The following is a 15,034-nucleotide window of genomic DNA, read 5'->3' as shown; positions in this document are numbered from 1 at the left end:
CCCGCCATCGGAAAGTTCCTTGTCAAACAACACCATACGTCCAGCGCCTGCCACTACGATTCAATGCCGCGAGGGTGAAAAACAATGACCCGTCACGTCACCTTCATGACCATCGACGATGCCGAGCACTATACGCCGCAGCAGCGCGCCGAGATCGTTGCCGCCTATCCGGCGCATGAGCGGGAAGCCAGGGCAAAAGGCATTCCGGTGCTCGGCTCCGGCCGCATCTTTCCGGTGGCCGAGGAGCTGATCGCCTGCGAACCGTTCCCGCTGCCGCGCTATTGGCCACGGCTCGGCGCGCTCGATTTCGGTTGGGACCATCCCTCGGCCGCCGTCGAACTTGCCTGGGATACCGAGGCCGATGTCGTCTATGTCACAAAGGCCTGCCGGGCTTCGCAGCAGACGCCGGCCATGCAGGCGCTGACGTTGAAACCATGGGGCGAATGGCTGCCCTGGGCCTGGCCGCGCGACGGCCGCCGCGAGACGCTGGAAGGTGCCGGCACCGCGCTTGCGAGGCAGTATTCCGCACATGGGCTGAACATGCTCGCCAGCCATGCGCAGTTCGCCGACGGTTCGGTCTCCGTCGAAGCCGGGCTGATGGAGATGCTCGACCGCATGCAATCAGGCCGCTTCAAGGTGTTTGCGACGCTTTTGCCGTGGTTCGAGGAGTTCCGGCTCTATCACCGCCGGGACGGCCAGGTGGTGAAGCTGCGCGACGATTTGATGGCGGCGACCCGCTACGGCGTGATGATGCTGAGGGAAGCGGTGGTCGACCCGGTGGTGTTCAAGGCCGCGCGGCGGAAGGCCGGGCAGGCCGATCCGCTGGGGGCGTTTCGGTGAGGAAAATCGGGGAGGGAGGCAATGCGCTCCGGCTCCGATTGGAAAACTGTAGTGAACGTCCGTGGACGTGGTGTAGCATCGAATGATCCCGCTCAAGGGACGCATCGGCGTGGCCTCACGGGGGCATTCGCCGATAGGGGAGGATCAGATGCAAAACGGAATTTCTCCAGACCACATACTGCAAATTGGCTTTGGGTTCTGGCCAGCCAAGACATTGTTGAGCGCCGTGGAACTGAGACTCTTCTCGCTGCTTGCGGACGGCCCCAAAACGGGCCTCGAACTGCAAGGCGCGATGGGGCTGCATCCGCGCGCAACGTATGATTTTCTCGACACCCTCGTCGCGCTCGGATTGCTGCAGAGGGACGGCGCCGGTGAAACCGGCAAATACGGCAATACGCCATCGACCGCGCTGTTCCTGGTCAAGCGGAGCCCCCAATACATCGGGGGAATCCTTGAGATGGCGAACGCACGACTGTATCGGTTCTGGGGCGATCTCACACCGGCATTGCAAACCGGAAAGCCTCAAAACGAGATCAAGGAGACAGGCAAGTCGATGTTCGGCGAGCTCTATGCGGACCCGGCGCGCCTGGAGCAGTTCATGGACGCGATGAGCGGCATCTCCATGGGCAATTTCACGGCGTTTGCCGAGAAATTCGACTTTTCCAAATATAAGACGCTGGCCGATATAGGCGGCGCAACCGGGCAGCTTTCGGCCATCGTCGCGGCGCGGCATCCGCACATGCAATGCCGGACGTGCGATCTCGCCGATGTGCAGCCGATCGCCGAACGGCGCTTGAGGGAGCGCAATCTCGGCGGCCGGGTCATCGCCGAGGCGATCGACTTCTTCGCGGACGAATTCCCCAAGGCGGACATCATCACGATGGGAATGATCCTTCACGACTGGAATCTCGAGAACAAGAAAATGCTGATCGCCAAGGCCTATCGTGCATTGCCGACCGGCGGCGCGCTGGTCGCCATCGAGAACATCATCGACGATGAACGCAGGCAAAACGGCTTCGGTCTCATGATGTCGCTGAACATGCTGATCGAATTTGGCGAGGCGTTTGACTTCACCGGCGCCCAGTTCACCGAGTGGTGCAAAGAGGCAGGGTTTAGTCGCTGCGAGATTATTCCGTTGGCGGGACCTGCAAGCGCAGCAGTGGCTTACAAGTAGAGGCTCGGCACCCGCGCGCAGTTCGCCGACGGTTCGGTATCGGTCGAGGCCGATGCTCGGCCGCATGCAATCAGGCCGCTTCAAGGTGGTTTCGACGCTTTTGCCCTGGTTCGAGGAGTTCCGTCTCTATCATCGCAGGGACGGCCAGGTAGTGAAGCTGCGCGACGATTTGATGGCGGCGACCCGCTACGGCGTGATGATGCTGAGGGAAGCGGTGGTCGACCCGGCTCTGTTCAAGGCCGCGCGGCGGAAGGCGGGGCAGAGCGATCCGCTGGGGACGTTTCGGTGACGATGCTTGCGTTTATGCACGCCCGGCGGCAAAACGACGATGTAGCGGCAACATCATATTAGGGGGGCAATATGGAATCGGAAAACTCGCTGCTCGGGATATTCATCTCCTGGATGCCGATGCTGATTTATCTCGCAGCAAGCCTTTGGGTAACGATCTGGCTCACCTTCAAGCTGATCCGCGTTCAACAGGCGATGGTGCAGGCGCAGGAAGGCATTCTCGCCAAGCTGACCGAGATCGACAGCCGGATGTCCGCGAAGATACGCCAGGACTGAGATTCGCGGCGGACGCATAGGACGAAGCGCCGAAAAGCTTAGCCGGGCTCCTTAGCCCATTCGCCGCCGCTGCCATGATAGGTCTCTGCGGAGAGCAAGAAAACCTGTGCGCAGGTCGTGCACCGAAAGCGGTAACGAAGCAGATCGTCCCATGGTCCATCCGGGTTGAGATCCGAAAACGGGATGACACTCGACATAGGACCACCCGGTACTTCCTGCAGAATACCGTCGCGTATGGCCTCTTTGGCCATCGTGATCGCCGCCGCGAGACGACCGGTGCTAAAGATCGTACGGGTCTCCTCGATCGGCGCGCAGTTACTACAAGTCATGCGCTTGTTCCCATAGGTACATCCACAAGTCACAGGCCAAGGAAATCCAGACGGCAAAGAGAGTCAATCTAGCTTGGCGCCTCGTTTCCCTAGGGCTCTCCGCTTCGCAGCGTGCCGGAAAGTGACCCAACATGATCCTCCGCATCATTCCCGCCACTTTGCGCGACCTCTCCTACATCGCTGCCAACCTCCGGCTCGAGGACCGGGCCGAGATCGATTGCCAGTTCGACCACTGGTCGCCGGCGCTGCTGGCGCTGACGGCGCTGCAGGGGTTTGCCTATGTCGCCGAGCTCGACGGCAATCCGGAGGCCGGCTTCGGCGCTGCCGAGCAGCGCAGCGGGCTGTGGATCGCCTGGAGCTGGGGCACGCGCCGCATGAGGCGCTGCGTCCCTGGGATTACGGAATTCTTTCATGCCGTGCTCGGGCCTGAAGTTGCCGCGCGCGGCGCCTGGCGTGTCGAGGCCCGCGCCTTGGCCGCCAATGATTTGGCGCTGCGCTGGCTAGGCCGGCTCGGCGCGACGCAACGCTGCCGCCTGCCGGGCTATGGCAGGAACGGCGAGGATTTTCTGCTCTACGACTGGACAAGAGCCTCTCACTTTGTAGAAAACTATGTGCCTTTTTCAAAAGCCGCCGGCGCTGAAGCCGTTGCCGCCGACACCGACCATTGCCGACAAGGACGTGCAGGCGCGCGAAGCCGCCTTGCGGGCCCAGCTTGCGGCCAATGACGGCACCGCAGGAACGGTGAAGACCGATCTGTCGCCCAGTGAGCTCACCGGCCAGCGCCGCGTGCTGCTGGGGGTGTGACATGGGCGCCATGAGAAGAGTGTTCCGCAACCGGGTGCTGGCCTGGTGGTACTGGCGCCGGCACGCGCGGTTGGTGAAGAAGAGATAGACGGGAGCTTGTCTGCCGGGATCACAAAAGCCGCGATCCTTCGCGCCCCGGGTGTTCAAGTGCATGCCTCTACAATTGCCCTGCGGTGTTCCGCGTTTTCCGTAACAGCACAGCGCAAATCGTGTTCCTTCCGCACGGTTGACATTCCTCCCTCAGCCGCCATGCTGCATTGCAACATGGCTACCGAGGAGTTCGGCATGACAGAAGCCCGGTCATCGCGCATCGAGTGCCTGGACGGGCTTCGGGCGCTTGCCGCGATCTGGGTGCTCATCGGGCACTGCCTGCTGTTGACCGGCTGGCAGATTCCTATTCTTGGCGAACCGGACCTCGGCGTCGATCTGTTCATCATGCTGTCCGGCTTCCTGATGGTGTTCCACTACCAGCTGCGCCAGGACAAGGAGCCCTGGCAAAGGCCGGAAACCTGGCTGAAATTCTGGACCCGCCGCTATTTCAGGATAGCGCCGCTGTTCTACGTCATGCTGTTCGCTGCCCTGGCGCTTGGCCCCTATCTCTACGGGTCGAGAATGGTCATCGACGAGTTCCTGCTGAGGTCGCCGCAGGCGCCCGAGCGTTATCTCGACAGCGGCCTGAAGAATATCGGCGCCCATCTGCTGTTCCTGTTCGGCCTGGTGCCGAATTTCGCCTATCGCACGCCGCTGCCCGACTGGAGCCTTGGCTTGGAGATGCAGTTCTACGCACTGTTTCCGGCCATTATGCTGCTGGTGCGCAGGTTTGACTGGCTATGGGCGGCCATGCTGGTCGCGGCGACCGGCAGCGCGATCGTGTTCTTGATGGGACAATTATCGGTGCATTTTCCGATGCCGTCGTTCCTGCCGCTGAAGATGCAGATTTTCCTGTGCGGGATGCTGCTGGCGGGCGTCGTCCATCAAAGGCAGAAGCGGCCTTTCGCGCATCTGGCACTGGCCATGCTGCTGGCGGCGCTGCCCTTCGGCGGCGGCTATGGGCTGGGCAAGCTGTTGATGCGCGAAGCGCTCGTCCTGGGGTTCTTTGCCCTGGTTCTCTACCGGATGCTGCCGGGAACGATGGGCATCGTGGCCAGAAAGATCGCCATGACGCTCGCCAACAGGTTCTTTCATTTGATGGGTGAGCTTTCCTTCAGCATCTATTTGATCCATCTGCTGGTTCTCCAGCCGGTGGCGGCTCTGGTCATCACCCAGTTCGGCCACGAGCTGTCGGCGCCGCTGCGCTTCGCGGTCGTTGTTGTCGTCGTCTTGCCGGTGGTGTGCCTGCTGTCCTGGATCACCTACACGCTGATCGAAGTGCCCGGCCAGAAGATGGGGCGTTTCGTGGTGCAGCGCTTTGGGCGCAAAGCCGCGCTGGAGACGACGCCGGCGCAATAAGGCGCTGCCGATCTCCCCCCTTGAGGGCAGGGCTATCGCAGATGGAAAGCCGAGGCTTTCGCTCTACGACGTACCCCCACCCCTAGCCCCTCCCCACAAGGGGGAGGGAGACTTTCGTTGGCGCTGACCTCGGCAAATTGCCTGCCTTTCGGCGCCAAAAGGGGAAGTAAGGGCGGGCGGCAGCGTTCCCTCCCCCTTGTGGGGAGGGTTAGGGTGGGGGTCCATCTTCGTAAGAATCCAAATGCGATTGCCCTGCCCTTGAGGGGGAGATGTCGCCGAAGGCGACAGAGGGGGTCGCCGATCCACGCGAGACGACCCCCTCTGTCCTGCCGGACATCTCCCCCTCAAGTGGGGAGATCGGCAGCTTCGGCGTGCCGCCATTCTTTCTTTTCCCATTTATCCATGAAGCGAGGCTGACCATGAGCGATTCCCGTGCTCGCGATATTCTGTCGCGACAGGCTGAACTGGAGAGCGAACGCAGCCAGTACGAGCATGTCTGGGAGGCGGTGTCCGAATTCTGCGATCCCGACGCGCCCGACATGTGGAGCGGCAGCCGAAAGGCCGGCTTCGATTCGCAGGCCGAGCGGCAGGAGCGGCGCGGTGCGCGGGTCTACGCCAACACCATAAACTCGGCCGCCAACCGGCTGGCCGCGGGGCTGGAAAGCCTGATCATCCCGCAGTCGGAGAAATGGCATGGGTTGTCGACCGCGGCCATCAACGACGAGGAGACCGACGAGGAGAAGGAATGGGCGGAAGCGCTGCGCGATTTCCTTTTCTCGCTGCGCTACTCCGCCAATTCGAACTTCGTGCCGGCAACGCAGGCCTGCCTGCGCAACGTCGTGCGCTATGGCCCGGCGTATCTCTATGCCGAGGAAGGTTTTGGCGGCACGCTGATCCGCTATGCCTCGATCCCGGTGGTCGAGGGCTATCTCTCCCGCAACCGCTGGGGGCAGGTCGATATTTTCCACCGCCGCTACGAGCGCACGGCAAGACAGGCCGCGCAATTGCTCGGCTACGACAGACTGCCGGCGCGGATCAAGATTCTGGTCGACGACCCCGCCAAATGCGAGACGAAGATCTCGCTGATCCAGTGCATCCAGCCGCGCGACGAGCGCAAGATGTACAGTCTGAGCGGCTCCTACCAGTATCTCGATACGGCGTTCGCTTCCTATCACGTCATCGAGGACGAGGAGGCGATCGTCAGGGAAAGCGGTTTTCGCTCGTTCCCGGTGTCGTGCTTCAACTGGCGCCGCTACGAGGGCGATCCGTACGGCATCTCGCCGACCATCGAGGCGCTGACGACGGTGCGCGAGGAGAACGCGGTGCGGCGCTCCGGCCTGCGCGCGCTGCAGCAGATCACCGATCCGGCGACCGCCTCCAAGGCCAGGCTCGACTATGTGCCGGTGCTCAATCCCGGCGAGAACTATCCCGGCCTCATCGACGATGCCGGCCGGCCGCTGATCGCGCCGATCGCCACCGGCCAGAACCCGACCTATGCGTTCAATTATGCCGACAGCCGGGCCGAGGAGATCCGCGACATGATGTTCGTCAATCTGTTCCAGACGCTGGTACAGAACCCGCAGATGACGGCGACCGAAGCCTTGATCCGGCAGGAGGAGAAGGGCGCGCTGCTCGGGCCGTCCGGTTCGATCATCCAGGCCGGCTTTGCCTCTAATCTCGACCGCGAGCTGGGCATTCTCGAGGACAAGGGACTTTACGAGGAAGATAGCCGCTTCCTGCCGCCGGCGAGCCTTGCCGGCAAGGCGCTGCGGCCGACCTTCACCGGTCCGCTCGACGTGCTGCGCCGTTCGGCCGAGGCGCGCGACACCATCCAGGTTGTCACCACGGCCATGCAGATGGCGCAGTTCGACCCCGGCGTGATGGACAATATCGACGGCGACGAGGCGCTGAAGATCGTTCAGGGCGCCGGCCGCAGCCCGCAGCGCATTTTTCGCCGCCAGGACGAGGTGGCGGGCATCCGCGATGCCCGCGCCAAGGCTCAAGCTGAACAGGCCGGCATGGCGGCGATGGCTGCCGCCGGCAAGGTCGCCAGGGATGCCGTGCCGGCGGCAGTGCAGGCGCGCGACAGCGGCCTGCTCGACGGGCTCGGCGGGCTGATGCCGCAGGCTGCGCAAGATGCTTCGGGCGGGCAGGGCGCATGAGCGGCAAACGCTTCGCCCATTCCAGCCAGGCCGGCGGCCCGGCCAAGGCGCAGGATGCCCTGGCCAAGGCCTATCTCAGAGTGTTCTCAGGCCAGGACGGCGAAATGGTGCTGGCCGACCTGGCGGCCGCAACCGGTTATTACCGCCGCCCGTCCTATGGCGAGTGGCTGGCCAAGACGAAAACGCCGAACGGCTTCGAGCTGCACAGCGCGCTGAGCAATGCGCGGGCCGAAGTGGTGCAGCATATTATGGGGTTTTTGATGCTGGACGAGGCGCAACTGGCGGCACTGGAGAAGGCGGCGAGACTGGAGGGGAGGTAGGACGATGAAGCTGCCCTATTTGCTCAGATCTACGGTGAGTCGCATCGGGCTGGTTTTGACACCCGGCGGCCAACACCTCTGGATCGATTTCGTAAGTTGCTGGGCCGCTTCCGCCGCCGCCTCTGAACGCGGATCATACGATACAACGGTAACCGACTTGACCTTGCCGGCCTTGTCCAATGTCACCTCGTAAGTGGCTTTGACGTGATTGTCGACAGCGGCCACCGGCAAGACCAGGCAATCGCCGATCCGCTCAACACTGACAGCCTGTCTGGCGTGTGCGGAAACCGAACAAACAACCAGCAGTGAGGTCATCAAAAATCGCATCGTCGCCCCCCTTTGGTAAGAGACAATAGCGTCGAACTGCTCTGAGGGTAAGGATTAAAACAATCGAGTAAGGTGAGAGTGCGCCGACGCCGAAACTGCGCCCCTCTCCCCGTTCTACGGGAGAGCGACTGTCTTGGCTGTCAAGTTGTTTGCCACGGTTTTTGATCCCGGACGATAGCGTTGAGAATGGTGAGAAGCTTGCGCATTGTGGCGACGACGGCGACGATCTTCGGCTTGCCGGCCTCGACCAGGCGGTCGCGGAAAGCCTTGAGCACGGGGTTGTGCCTGATGGCGACGAGGGCGGCCATGAAGAGGGCGGCGCGCACGTGGCTCCTGCCGCCGCCAATGAAGCTCTTGCCACGCCATTTTCCGGACTGCCTCGTCCATGGCGCAAGGCCGGCGAGCGCGGCGATCTGGCGGCGGTCGAGGCTGCCCAGTTCCGGCATTTCGGCGATCAGGCTGCGGGCAACGACAGGACCGACACCCGGCACGGAGGAAAGCAGCTTTTCGTTGACCCGCCAGACTGGGGACTTGCGGATATGATCGTCCATGCCCGCATCGAGGCTTGCCAGCTCACGCCGAAGCGCGACGAGCAGCCGGTGGATGCTCTTTTGCGCCTGTTTCGCGATGACCGTGCGAGCACGGTTCTCCTCCGCCACGATCATCTGCACGATCTGACGCCGGCGGGCGACGAGCTCGGCCAGGGCCTCGGTTTCGGCGTCGCGCAATGGCCGCAATTGTGGCTTGGTCGCAGCGATGAAAGCGGCAATGACGGCGGCATCGATCGGGTCGGTCTTGGCCCGCTTGCCGAGTGCATTGGCATAGGCGCGCACCTGCGCCGGATTGACCACGACAATCGCCAGGCCGGCGCCTGCCAAGGCGGCGACCGCCAGTCTCTCGAAGCTGCCTGTCGACTCCAATCCGACAACGGTCGGCGAAAGGGCTGCCAGCCGCCGAACCAGATCCTCCACCCCGGCGTGGTCATTCTCCACCGAGAACGCCTCGCCCGACGGCAAAACATGCACGTCGAGCCGATCCTTGGAAACGTCGATGCCAACAATGATTTCCATCCTGTCCCATCCTTGCCTAATCGGGCTTCGCTTGCGGCCCAGGCGACTGTTCGGGTTCGATGGAACGGCGGACGAAGACCCTTGCTCTCCCACGGGCTCGATCACCCAAAGATGCTCCGGTCTCCCGTCCGCCACCGCACCTGCCTTCATAGCAGAGTCGGCAAGAAACAAGTTACAAGGATGCCGGCAGGCAGGTGAGGGGCGGTGCCGGCATTTCAGACGTTTGCGCTGCCCCTCATCCCCCTACCGGGACCTTCTCCCCGTATAGTGACGGGGAGAAGAGGCTACGCTCAATAGTCGCCGTTGTAGTACCGGTCGTCGCAGGGGGCGGTGTAGATGCGGCCGCTGGTGCGATCCTGATAGCGGCAAAGCTGTTCGCTGCGCGGCTGCGGCGTGGTGGCATTGCCGACGACGGCGCCCAGCAAGGCGCCAGCTCCGGCACCGATGACCGTGCTCTTGGTGTTGCCGCCGATCGCCTGGCCGGCAAGCGCGCCGGCGCCGGCGCCGAGCAGCGCACCGGTGCTGGTTCTCTGCTGTGCTTCGGTCTGCGCGCAGCCTGCCAATGCGGCAGTCACCAGCATGGCGGCAATGGCTCTGGACATGGTCATCGTCTGGTACTCCCTTGAAACCTATGAGCTAATACACGGGCCGATTTTGCCAAGTACGGTCGCATTTGCGGCGGAACATAGGCACCGTGCCTCACGAAATAAGACATGGTTGTTTTTGTCTGACGGCCTGATCCGCAAAGAAAGTAACCGAACAAGACCCAAAGAGCTTCATCTCCAGTCGACCTTAGAGAGCGCTACGCTGCCTCGATCTGCATTACCTTTTTCGCCGCAGCGGCCAGAAATCCGGATCGGCTGTAGCCGTGGCGCTCCGCATATCGGTCAATCTGATCGAGGACATCTTCCGGAATGGTGACATTGACACGCACGACCTTCGCAGCTTCAGCTTTCAAGGGAACCAGGATGGCGACACCGCTTAGATTGTCCTTGTCCGACATCACTTCCTCCAGGGACGACGGTTCGGGAATGGCCTCGCCATCCTCGACCAGCCCCTCGACATGAAAGGCCAGTGCTTCCCCGGCCATGGCACGGGCATCATCCAGGTTGACGCCGGCTGTCACCAGGCCCGGAAAATCGGGAAAGGAGACGCCGAAGTCGCTGCCCGCTTGCTTGTGGATCAATCCGATATAGTTCCGCATTTCTCTACCTCAGCTTCACGCCGGATTGTTTTTCAATACTCTTGAGAGTGCCGATCGGGATGTCGCGCTTGGGATGCGGAACTGTCACCCGGCCCGGCTTGGATTTGTGCTTGAACTGGGCGTGACTTCCTTTTCGAGCCACTTCGTACCAGCCATCCGCCAACAGCCTGTGAATGACATCGGCGCTCTTCATGTTGTGTATAGATACACATAACTGATCCAAATGTCCATGAGCTTTTGCCGCTGTTGCGTGCGGCGGCCCAGCCGATCCCGTTTTCAATCCCGCAAGAATGGAGAAATCAAATGACCCGAGGTCTTGCCCGGACGCTTTCGCGTGCCGCCGCCAGAGAAGCCGGCCTTGCCCCACCCAGGGCAGGGCTGATAGCCAGGACGACCGGACAGGGCGGCGCCTACCGCACCGTCTTCTCCTTTTATGCCATGCCGGTGCCGGTCACCGATGCGCTGGCCTATGCCAGCCAGAAGCTCTTTGACTTTCTCGATGGCAAGGTGCGGATCAAGGGCGGCACGGCAAGATTGCAGTTCGCTGTGCTGACGCCGCGCGCCTCGACCATCAACGACAATGCCGCGCTGACCTGGTCGCTCGGCTCGGCGGCAGCGTCGAGCGCGGCGCTCGCCGGCACCATGGTCAATGTGCTGGGCGCCACCGGCCGTACACTGGATGGCGCGGGTGCCGCACTGTCGAGCGCGTCGATTGCCGATGTTGCCGCAGCCTTGACGCTCGACGGCACCGTGACGCCGGTCGACCTCTATCTCAACCTGGCGTTTGCGACCGGCACCGATATCGACGCCGACGGCACACTGGCGGTGTCGGGCACCATCACGCTGCTCTGGGAGAACTGGGGCGATAATGCCTGAGGCCGGCCGGCTTAGACCAGTGGCGTTCCGTCGGACCAGAATGCGTAGAGTTTCGCCCACCAGATAGCCGACTGAGGCCGCAGCCATGGCTTGAAATGGTCGGGGTGTGTGCTGCGATGCAGGCTCGGGTTCTGCAGATCTTCGAGCAGCCCGACGATCGCGGCTTCCCGCACGTGGCGATTGCCTTCGACGATCCAGCGCTCGACGACATCGAAAATGTCGCTGAAGCGATCTGTCTTTCCAGCTTCGAGATGGTGAATCAGGTGGAGAGCCAGCTCCGACAAGGCAAGATACAGCGGCTCTTCCGCCTCATCGCGCCATTCATCGTGGAATCTGTCCCATTGCCCACGGAACGACGGATCGGCCGCCATGAGCGGCTCGAACATGTTCGAGCCGTCGAAGGCGAAATCTGCGGCCTCGTTCTCTCCGGTCATGCTGCCTCTTTTCGCGCGGCAGCTCCGGACTGGCAAGCTTTAAGCCCGGCTGAACCAGCCGGCACTTTTCATTGAACCCTAAGTAAAGGAATCTTCTCATGACAGATCTGGCAGACGCCGGGTCCGTGGTGGCGGCGCCACCGGCGGGCAACCTTGCACGGCCACCGGCCAACGGGGACAATGGGTCCGCCCCGCCTGCGGCCAAAAGTTGGTTTGACGGTCTTTCCGAAGGCAACCGCAAGCTTGCTGAAACCAAGGGCTGGACCAAGCCTGAAAGCCTCGATCGGGTCTTCGCCTCCTATGCGGAGCTGGAGCGGCAGCAGGGCGAGAGCCTGCGCGTTCCGGCAGCCGATGCAGCCGCGGAAGACTGGGACAGGTTCCACGCCCGGCTGCCCGAGGCGATGCGTCCGCTGACCTCACCCGAGAAGGTCGAGTACCGGCGCCCCGACGGGCTCCCCGAAAACTTCGCCTATTCGGACGAGCTCGCCAATGCGTCCAAGGCCTGGGCGGTCGAGGCAGGTGCTACCCCGAAGGTCGCACAGGCCTATCACGACCGCTTCGTCGGCTACATGGCCGAGCAGGCCAAGGCACAGCAGATCGCCCTTGCCCGTTCGGTCGAGACGACCCACGACGACCTCGTCAGGGATTGGGGACCGACCGGCAGCGATGGCTTTCGCCAGAAGCTCGAGGTCGCCAACCGGGCGATGAAAAAGCTCGGACTGGTCAATGCCTACAAGGCGAAGGGCATCCTTCTGCCGGACGGCGCCTTGACCGACCCGCAGATCGCCAAGGCGTTCCACGCTATCGGCGAGGCGATGTTCCGCGAAGACACGATCGACGGCAATGCTGCCTTGAGCGGAGGCAATCCCTTCAAGCGCAATGCCGCCGGCGAGCGCAACCTGACTGGCATCTCAGCCCTGGTCAAAAGCGACCCCGCCCGCGCCCGGCGGCTGGCACGCGAGGCCGGCGAAAATCCCGACCTGTGGATGCCCAACAATCCTCTTTAACCCGAACCTGAAGGAAGACAAAAATGGCAGACGCCTATACCCGTATCGCGGACGCGATCGTTCCGTCCGTCTATGCGCAATACTCGTTCGAGGAGCACGTCCAGTCGCTGGAGATTTACCAGGCCGGGATCCTGTTTTCCGACCCGTCGATCGCCTCGAAGCTCAGCCTGGGCGGACGTTCCGTCGACATGCCCGGCTGGAAGGACCTCGGCAACGATCCGTCCGAGCCGGTCAATGACGACCCGGCCGACTCGATCGAGATGAAGAAGATCGGTGCGCGCCGCGAAGTCGCGGCCCGCAATGTGCGTGCGCAGGCCTGGGGCATCCCGGATCTGACCTCGATCCTTGCCGGCGACGATCCGCAGAAGCTTATCGTGCGCCGCCAGACCGACTACTGGCAGCGCGCCAACAAGCTGACGCTGCTGGGCATACTGAAAGGCGTGCTGGCCGACAACATCGCCAATGACGGCAGTGACCTGGTGCGCGTCACCGGCGCCTCCATCGTCGACACCGACATCATCGAGGCCGCCTATCTGATGGGCGACCGCGCCGACAAGTTCAAGACGATCTGGATGCATTCGAAACAGATGAAGGCGCTGAAGCTCGCCGACCTCATCGACTATGTGCCGTCGTCCGAGCAGGGCGGGCCGCTGATCCCCTATTACATGGGGCTCAGGGCCGTCGTCGACGACGACATTCCGGTTGCCGGCGGCGTCTACACGGCGTTCATGTTCAAGGACCAGGCGATCCTTTGGAACGAGCTGCCGGTCAACACCGAAGGCGGGCCGCTCGAGTTCGACCGCAAGCCGCGGCAGGGCCATGGCGGTGGTGTCACCGAAATGGTCGGCCGCCGGCATTTCGTGCCGCATGTGCCGGGCACCCGCTTTCTCGACGCGTCCTCGGCCGGCGAATTCGCCACCGACGCCGAGCTGGCACTCGCGGCAAACTGGGACCGCACGGCGTCGAGCGTCAAGCACATGACGTTCATCGCGCTGAAGACGACCGAGGCCTGATCGGGCGAAGGGGCGGGCATCAGACGTCCCGCCCCTTCTGGACGCCAGGTCGGCCACCGTGGCGAACCGCAAGTTCAACCGCTGCGCTGCGTCGGAGTGATCTGAATTTGGCGTTCGCTACAACATTCATGTTGCCTTTCGCTCAATCGACGGCACCAAACAGTTACAAGAAAGGGCGATGCTGCCTTGTCTTGGTAAGGGAGGTCACCATGAACATGAAGTACAAAACAGTTCAGGAAGTGCTCCGAAAAGCGGGCATTGTCATGAGTAAGAAGGGGGAAGTTCATCGCATAAACTTCTTCAGCGGCCTGGAAGACACCGCCTACTACACGCCAAGTCTTCAGGATGCCCTGGACAGGGGCTTGGCTTTGGCGGGAGGTGCCGGAAGGGTGAAAGCAAGCGTCTTTGCCACGTCAGCTGAAACAGGGATCTCGACCGGCGCACGCATCGGCTGACACAATTCATGCAAGACATCGCCGCGTTGCGCGGCGGTGTCGTGAAACTGCAATAGCCGAAGCATTGCCGCCTTCCTTGCTCGAATGGGAAAAAGACGGCTGACGAAGCGTCTGCCACGCCGTTTCATGACGGGCGGGTGGCGTCGTGACGGCCCCGTGCACGAGACGTGCAACGTTCCGCCCAAGCCAAAATCACAAATAATCCCCAGCCGCTTCGAAGCGGCTTTTTGCCGTGGAGGCACCATGCCCCGTTTTCTCCGACCAACCATACAGACAGAGGCCTGAGCCATGGCCATCACCCCGCTCGACATCGCCAACATGGCGCTCGCCGTGCTCGACGAGGCGCCGATCGACAGCCTCGACCAGGACGCCAAGGCGGCGCGCCTGCTCAATCTGCATTTTGACCTGACCCGCGAGGCCGAATTGACCAAGCACGCCTTTGTCTTCGCCATCCTGGCGGCCTCGGTCGCCGGCTTCGACACCGGCAGCGGCGCTGGCACGCTGAACTTCGCCTATGAGCTTCCCGCCGATTGCCTGCGGCCCTTGCCGCTGACCCATAGCGGCGAGCCGGACGGCGTGCCGCTCTCATGGCGGCAGGAGGCCGGGCTGATCTATTCCGATCAGGCCGGGCCGCGCATCATCCGCTATGTCGCCAACCTGACCGACCTCAACGACTGGGACGCGCTGTTCACCGAAGTGCTGGTGGCGGCGCTCGCCATCAAGATCGCGCATCCGTTGACCCACAAGGCCAGCATGATCGACGTCGCACGCAGCGCCTATGACAGGGCGCTGGACGCCGCCTACTCGGCCAATGCCATCCAGCGCGGCGGCAGATTTTCGACGACGTCCTGGGCTTTCCAGCGCGGCGACAGCCGGGGCGTCGACCGATGACCACGCTCTATCCGATCCAGGATGCCTTCATCCGCGGCGAGATTTCTCCCCGCTTGCATGCTCGCGCCTCGCTCGAGCTTTACCGAAATGCACGAACTTCGTCACGCTGCCGCAT

At 62.6% G+C, this 15,034-nt stretch carries 18 protein-coding genes and 1 pseudogene; 13 read left to right on the top strand and 6 right to left on the bottom strand.

Features of this window, described 5'->3' with window-relative positions; genetic code table 11:
- The first annotated feature begins 84 nt into the window (after positions 1 to 84).
- From NKI08_RS25500 to NKI08_RS25465, 8 genes and pseudogenes are all read left to right on the top strand, one after another.
- Positions 85 to 840, top strand: a complete 756-nt coding sequence (locus NKI08_RS25500) for a phage terminase large subunit family protein (RefSeq protein ID WP_502899665.1) — start codon at positions 85 to 87, stop codon at positions 838 to 840.
- Between the two features lie 82 nt (positions 841 to 922).
- Positions 923 to 2,014: a methyltransferase gene (locus NKI08_RS25495; RefSeq protein WP_352773078.1), complete on the top strand. Its 1,092-nt coding sequence runs from the start codon at positions 923 to 925 to the stop codon at positions 2,012 to 2,014.
- A 52-nt stretch (positions 2,015 to 2,066) separates the two neighbouring features.
- Positions 2,067 to 2,303 (top strand): annotated as a pseudogene (locus NKI08_RS25490) (phage terminase large subunit family protein); the annotation flags it as partial.
- A gap of 71 nt (positions 2,304 to 2,374) precedes the next feature.
- A complete protein-coding gene (locus NKI08_RS25485) occupies positions 2,375 to 2,578 on the top strand; it encodes a hypothetical protein (RefSeq protein WP_023675723.1) in 204 nt (67 codons plus the stop codon).
- Between the two features lie 460 nt (positions 2,579 to 3,038).
- A complete protein-coding gene (locus tag NKI08_RS25480; RefSeq protein WP_352773076.1) occupies positions 3,039 to 3,632 on the top strand; it encodes a hypothetical protein in 594 nt (197 codons plus the stop codon).
- A gap of 364 nt (positions 3,633 to 3,996) precedes the next feature.
- Positions 3,997 to 5,160, top strand: coding sequence for an acyltransferase family protein (locus tag NKI08_RS25475; RefSeq protein WP_352773074.1), 1,164 nt, complete (start codon positions 3,997 to 3,999; stop codon positions 5,158 to 5,160).
- Between the two features lie 269 nt (positions 5,161 to 5,429).
- Positions 5,430 to 7,322 carry a portal protein gene (locus tag NKI08_RS25470; protein ID WP_352773071.1) on the top strand — a complete coding sequence of 631 codons (1,893 nt, stop codon included), beginning with the start codon at positions 5,430 to 5,432 and terminating at the stop codon, positions 7,320 to 7,322.
- On the top strand, positions 7,319 to 7,642 hold the full coding sequence (locus NKI08_RS25465) for a Bbp19 family protein (RefSeq protein ID WP_352638337.1): 324 nt from the start codon (positions 7,319 to 7,321) through the stop codon (positions 7,640 to 7,642). The genes NKI08_RS25470 and NKI08_RS25465 overlap by 4 nt, the downstream gene beginning before the upstream one ends.
- Before the next feature lie 15 nt (positions 7,643 to 7,657).
- On the opposite strand, the gene NKI08_RS25460 is transcribed toward NKI08_RS25465, so the two are convergent.
- The 5 genes from NKI08_RS25460 to NKI08_RS25440 all read right to left on the bottom strand — a co-directional run bounded on the left by NKI08_RS25460 (position 7,658) and on the right by NKI08_RS25440 (position 10,436).
- On the bottom strand, positions 7,658 to 7,957 hold the full coding sequence (locus NKI08_RS25460; protein ID WP_352638336.1) for a hypothetical protein: 300 nt from the start codon (positions 7,955 to 7,957) through the stop codon (positions 7,658 to 7,660).
- A 152-nt stretch (positions 7,958 to 8,109) separates the two neighbouring features.
- Entirely contained in the window at positions 8,110 to 9,039 is a 930-nt protein-coding gene (locus NKI08_RS25455; RefSeq protein WP_352773067.1) for an IS110 family RNA-guided transposase, read from the bottom strand.
- A gap of 290 nt (positions 9,040 to 9,329) precedes the next feature.
- Positions 9,330 to 9,647 carry a YMGG-like glycine zipper-containing protein gene (locus NKI08_RS25450; protein WP_352453776.1) on the bottom strand — a complete coding sequence of 106 codons (318 nt, stop codon included), beginning with the start codon at positions 9,645 to 9,647 and terminating at the stop codon, positions 9,330 to 9,332.
- Positions 9,648 to 9,841: 194 nt separating this feature from the next.
- Positions 9,842 to 10,243 (bottom strand): type II toxin-antitoxin system HicB family antitoxin, encoded by a 402-nt coding sequence (locus tag NKI08_RS25445; RefSeq protein WP_352773065.1) that lies wholly within the window; start codon positions 10,241 to 10,243, stop codon positions 9,842 to 9,844.
- A 4-nt stretch (positions 10,244 to 10,247) separates the two neighbouring features.
- Positions 10,248 to 10,436 carry a type II toxin-antitoxin system HicA family toxin gene (locus tag NKI08_RS25440; RefSeq protein ID WP_352773062.1) on the bottom strand — a complete coding sequence of 63 codons (189 nt, stop codon included), beginning with the start codon at positions 10,434 to 10,436 and terminating at the stop codon, positions 10,248 to 10,250.
- A 110-nt stretch (positions 10,437 to 10,546) separates the two neighbouring features.
- Here NKI08_RS25440 and NKI08_RS25435 point away from each other — a divergent pair, with 110 nt between their 5' ends.
- Positions 10,547 to 11,119 carry a hypothetical protein gene (locus NKI08_RS25435; protein ID WP_352773059.1) on the top strand — a complete coding sequence of 191 codons (573 nt, stop codon included), beginning with the start codon at positions 10,547 to 10,549 and terminating at the stop codon, positions 11,117 to 11,119.
- Between the two features lie 11 nt (positions 11,120 to 11,130).
- Here NKI08_RS25435 and NKI08_RS25430 read toward each other — a convergent pair whose 3' ends face one another.
- A complete protein-coding gene (locus NKI08_RS25430) occupies positions 11,131 to 11,553 on the bottom strand; it encodes a DUF7674 family protein (RefSeq protein WP_352472071.1) in 423 nt (140 codons plus the stop codon).
- A gap of 98 nt (positions 11,554 to 11,651) precedes the next feature.
- Here NKI08_RS25430 and NKI08_RS25425 point away from each other — a divergent pair, with 98 nt between their 5' ends.
- From NKI08_RS25425 to NKI08_RS25410, 4 genes are all read left to right on the top strand, one after another.
- Positions 11,652 to 12,560 (top strand): hypothetical protein, encoded by a 909-nt coding sequence (locus tag NKI08_RS25425; protein ID WP_352472070.1) that lies wholly within the window; start codon positions 11,652 to 11,654, stop codon positions 12,558 to 12,560.
- Positions 12,561 to 12,583: 23 nt separating this feature from the next.
- Positions 12,584 to 13,573: a Coat protein gene (locus NKI08_RS25420; RefSeq protein ID WP_352472068.1), complete on the top strand. Its 990-nt coding sequence runs from the start codon at positions 12,584 to 12,586 to the stop codon at positions 13,571 to 13,573.
- Positions 13,574 to 13,782: 209 nt separating this feature from the next.
- Complete coding sequence (locus tag NKI08_RS25415; protein ID WP_352472067.1) at positions 13,783 to 14,028, top strand: hypothetical protein; 246 nt, start codon at positions 13,783 to 13,785, stop codon at positions 14,026 to 14,028.
- Between the two features lie 288 nt (positions 14,029 to 14,316).
- The gene (locus NKI08_RS25410) at positions 14,317 to 14,919 is read left to right on the top strand and encodes a phage connector family protein (RefSeq protein WP_352773055.1); all 603 of its coding nucleotides are present in this window, start codon (positions 14,317 to 14,319) and stop codon (positions 14,917 to 14,919) included.
- Positions 14,920 to 15,034: the final 115 nt, after the last annotated feature.

The organism is Mesorhizobium sp. M0768 (genome assembly GCF_040320195.1).
In the GTDB taxonomy this organism is placed as follows: domain Bacteria; phylum Pseudomonadota; class Alphaproteobacteria; order Rhizobiales; family Rhizobiaceae; genus Mesorhizobium.
This window is presented reverse-complemented; position numbering and strand designations above follow the sequence as displayed.

What these genes read in the sequence shown, in the direction of transcription:
- NKI08_RS25500 (WP_502899665.1), top strand. Translation starts at nt 85, where the DNA reads ATGACCCGTCACGTCACCTTCATGACCATCGACGATGCCGAGCACTAT.
- NKI08_RS25495 (WP_352773078.1), top strand. Translation starts at nt 923, where the DNA reads ATGATCCCGCTCAAGGGACGCATCGGCGTGGCCTCACGGGGGCATTCG.
- NKI08_RS25485 (WP_023675723.1), top strand. Translation starts at nt 2,375, where the DNA reads ATGGAATCGGAAAACTCGCTGCTCGGGATATTCATCTCCTGGATGCCG.
- NKI08_RS25480 (WP_352773076.1), top strand. Translation starts at nt 3,039, where the DNA reads ATGATCCTCCGCATCATTCCCGCCACTTTGCGCGACCTCTCCTACATC.
- NKI08_RS25475 (WP_352773074.1), top strand. Translation starts at nt 3,997, where the DNA reads ATGACAGAAGCCCGGTCATCGCGCATCGAGTGCCTGGACGGGCTTCGG.
- NKI08_RS25470 (WP_352773071.1), top strand. Translation starts at nt 5,430, where the DNA reads ATGTCGCCGAAGGCGACAGAGGGGGTCGCCGATCCACGCGAGACGACC.
- NKI08_RS25465 (WP_352638337.1), top strand. Translation starts at nt 7,319, where the DNA reads ATGAGCGGCAAACGCTTCGCCCATTCCAGCCAGGCCGGCGGCCCGGCC.
- NKI08_RS25460 (WP_352638336.1), bottom strand. Translation starts at nt 7,957, where the DNA reads ATGACCTCACTGCTGGTTGTTTGTTCGGTTTCCGCACACGCCAGACAG.
- NKI08_RS25455 (WP_352773067.1), bottom strand. Translation starts at nt 9,039, where the DNA reads ATGGAAATCATTGTTGGCATCGACGTTTCCAAGGATCGGCTCGACGTG.
- NKI08_RS25450 (WP_352453776.1), bottom strand. Translation starts at nt 9,647, where the DNA reads ATGACCATGTCCAGAGCCATTGCCGCCATGCTGGTGACTGCCGCATTG.
- NKI08_RS25445 (WP_352773065.1), bottom strand. Translation starts at nt 10,243, where the DNA reads ATGCGGAACTATATCGGATTGATCCACAAGCAAGCGGGCAGCGACTTC.
- NKI08_RS25440 (WP_352773062.1), bottom strand. Translation starts at nt 10,436, where the DNA reads ATGAAGAGCGCCGATGTCATTCACAGGCTGTTGGCGGATGGCTGGTAC.
- NKI08_RS25435 (WP_352773059.1), top strand. Translation starts at nt 10,547, where the DNA reads ATGACCCGAGGTCTTGCCCGGACGCTTTCGCGTGCCGCCGCCAGAGAA.
- NKI08_RS25430 (WP_352472071.1), bottom strand. Translation starts at nt 11,553, where the DNA reads ATGACCGGAGAGAACGAGGCCGCAGATTTCGCCTTCGACGGCTCGAAC.
- NKI08_RS25425 (WP_352472070.1), top strand. Translation starts at nt 11,652, where the DNA reads ATGACAGATCTGGCAGACGCCGGGTCCGTGGTGGCGGCGCCACCGGCG.
- NKI08_RS25420 (WP_352472068.1), top strand. Translation starts at nt 12,584, where the DNA reads ATGGCAGACGCCTATACCCGTATCGCGGACGCGATCGTTCCGTCCGTC.
- NKI08_RS25415 (WP_352472067.1), top strand. Translation starts at nt 13,783, where the DNA reads ATGAACATGAAGTACAAAACAGTTCAGGAAGTGCTCCGAAAAGCGGGC.
- NKI08_RS25410 (WP_352773055.1), top strand. Translation starts at nt 14,317, where the DNA reads ATGGCCATCACCCCGCTCGACATCGCCAACATGGCGCTCGCCGTGCTC.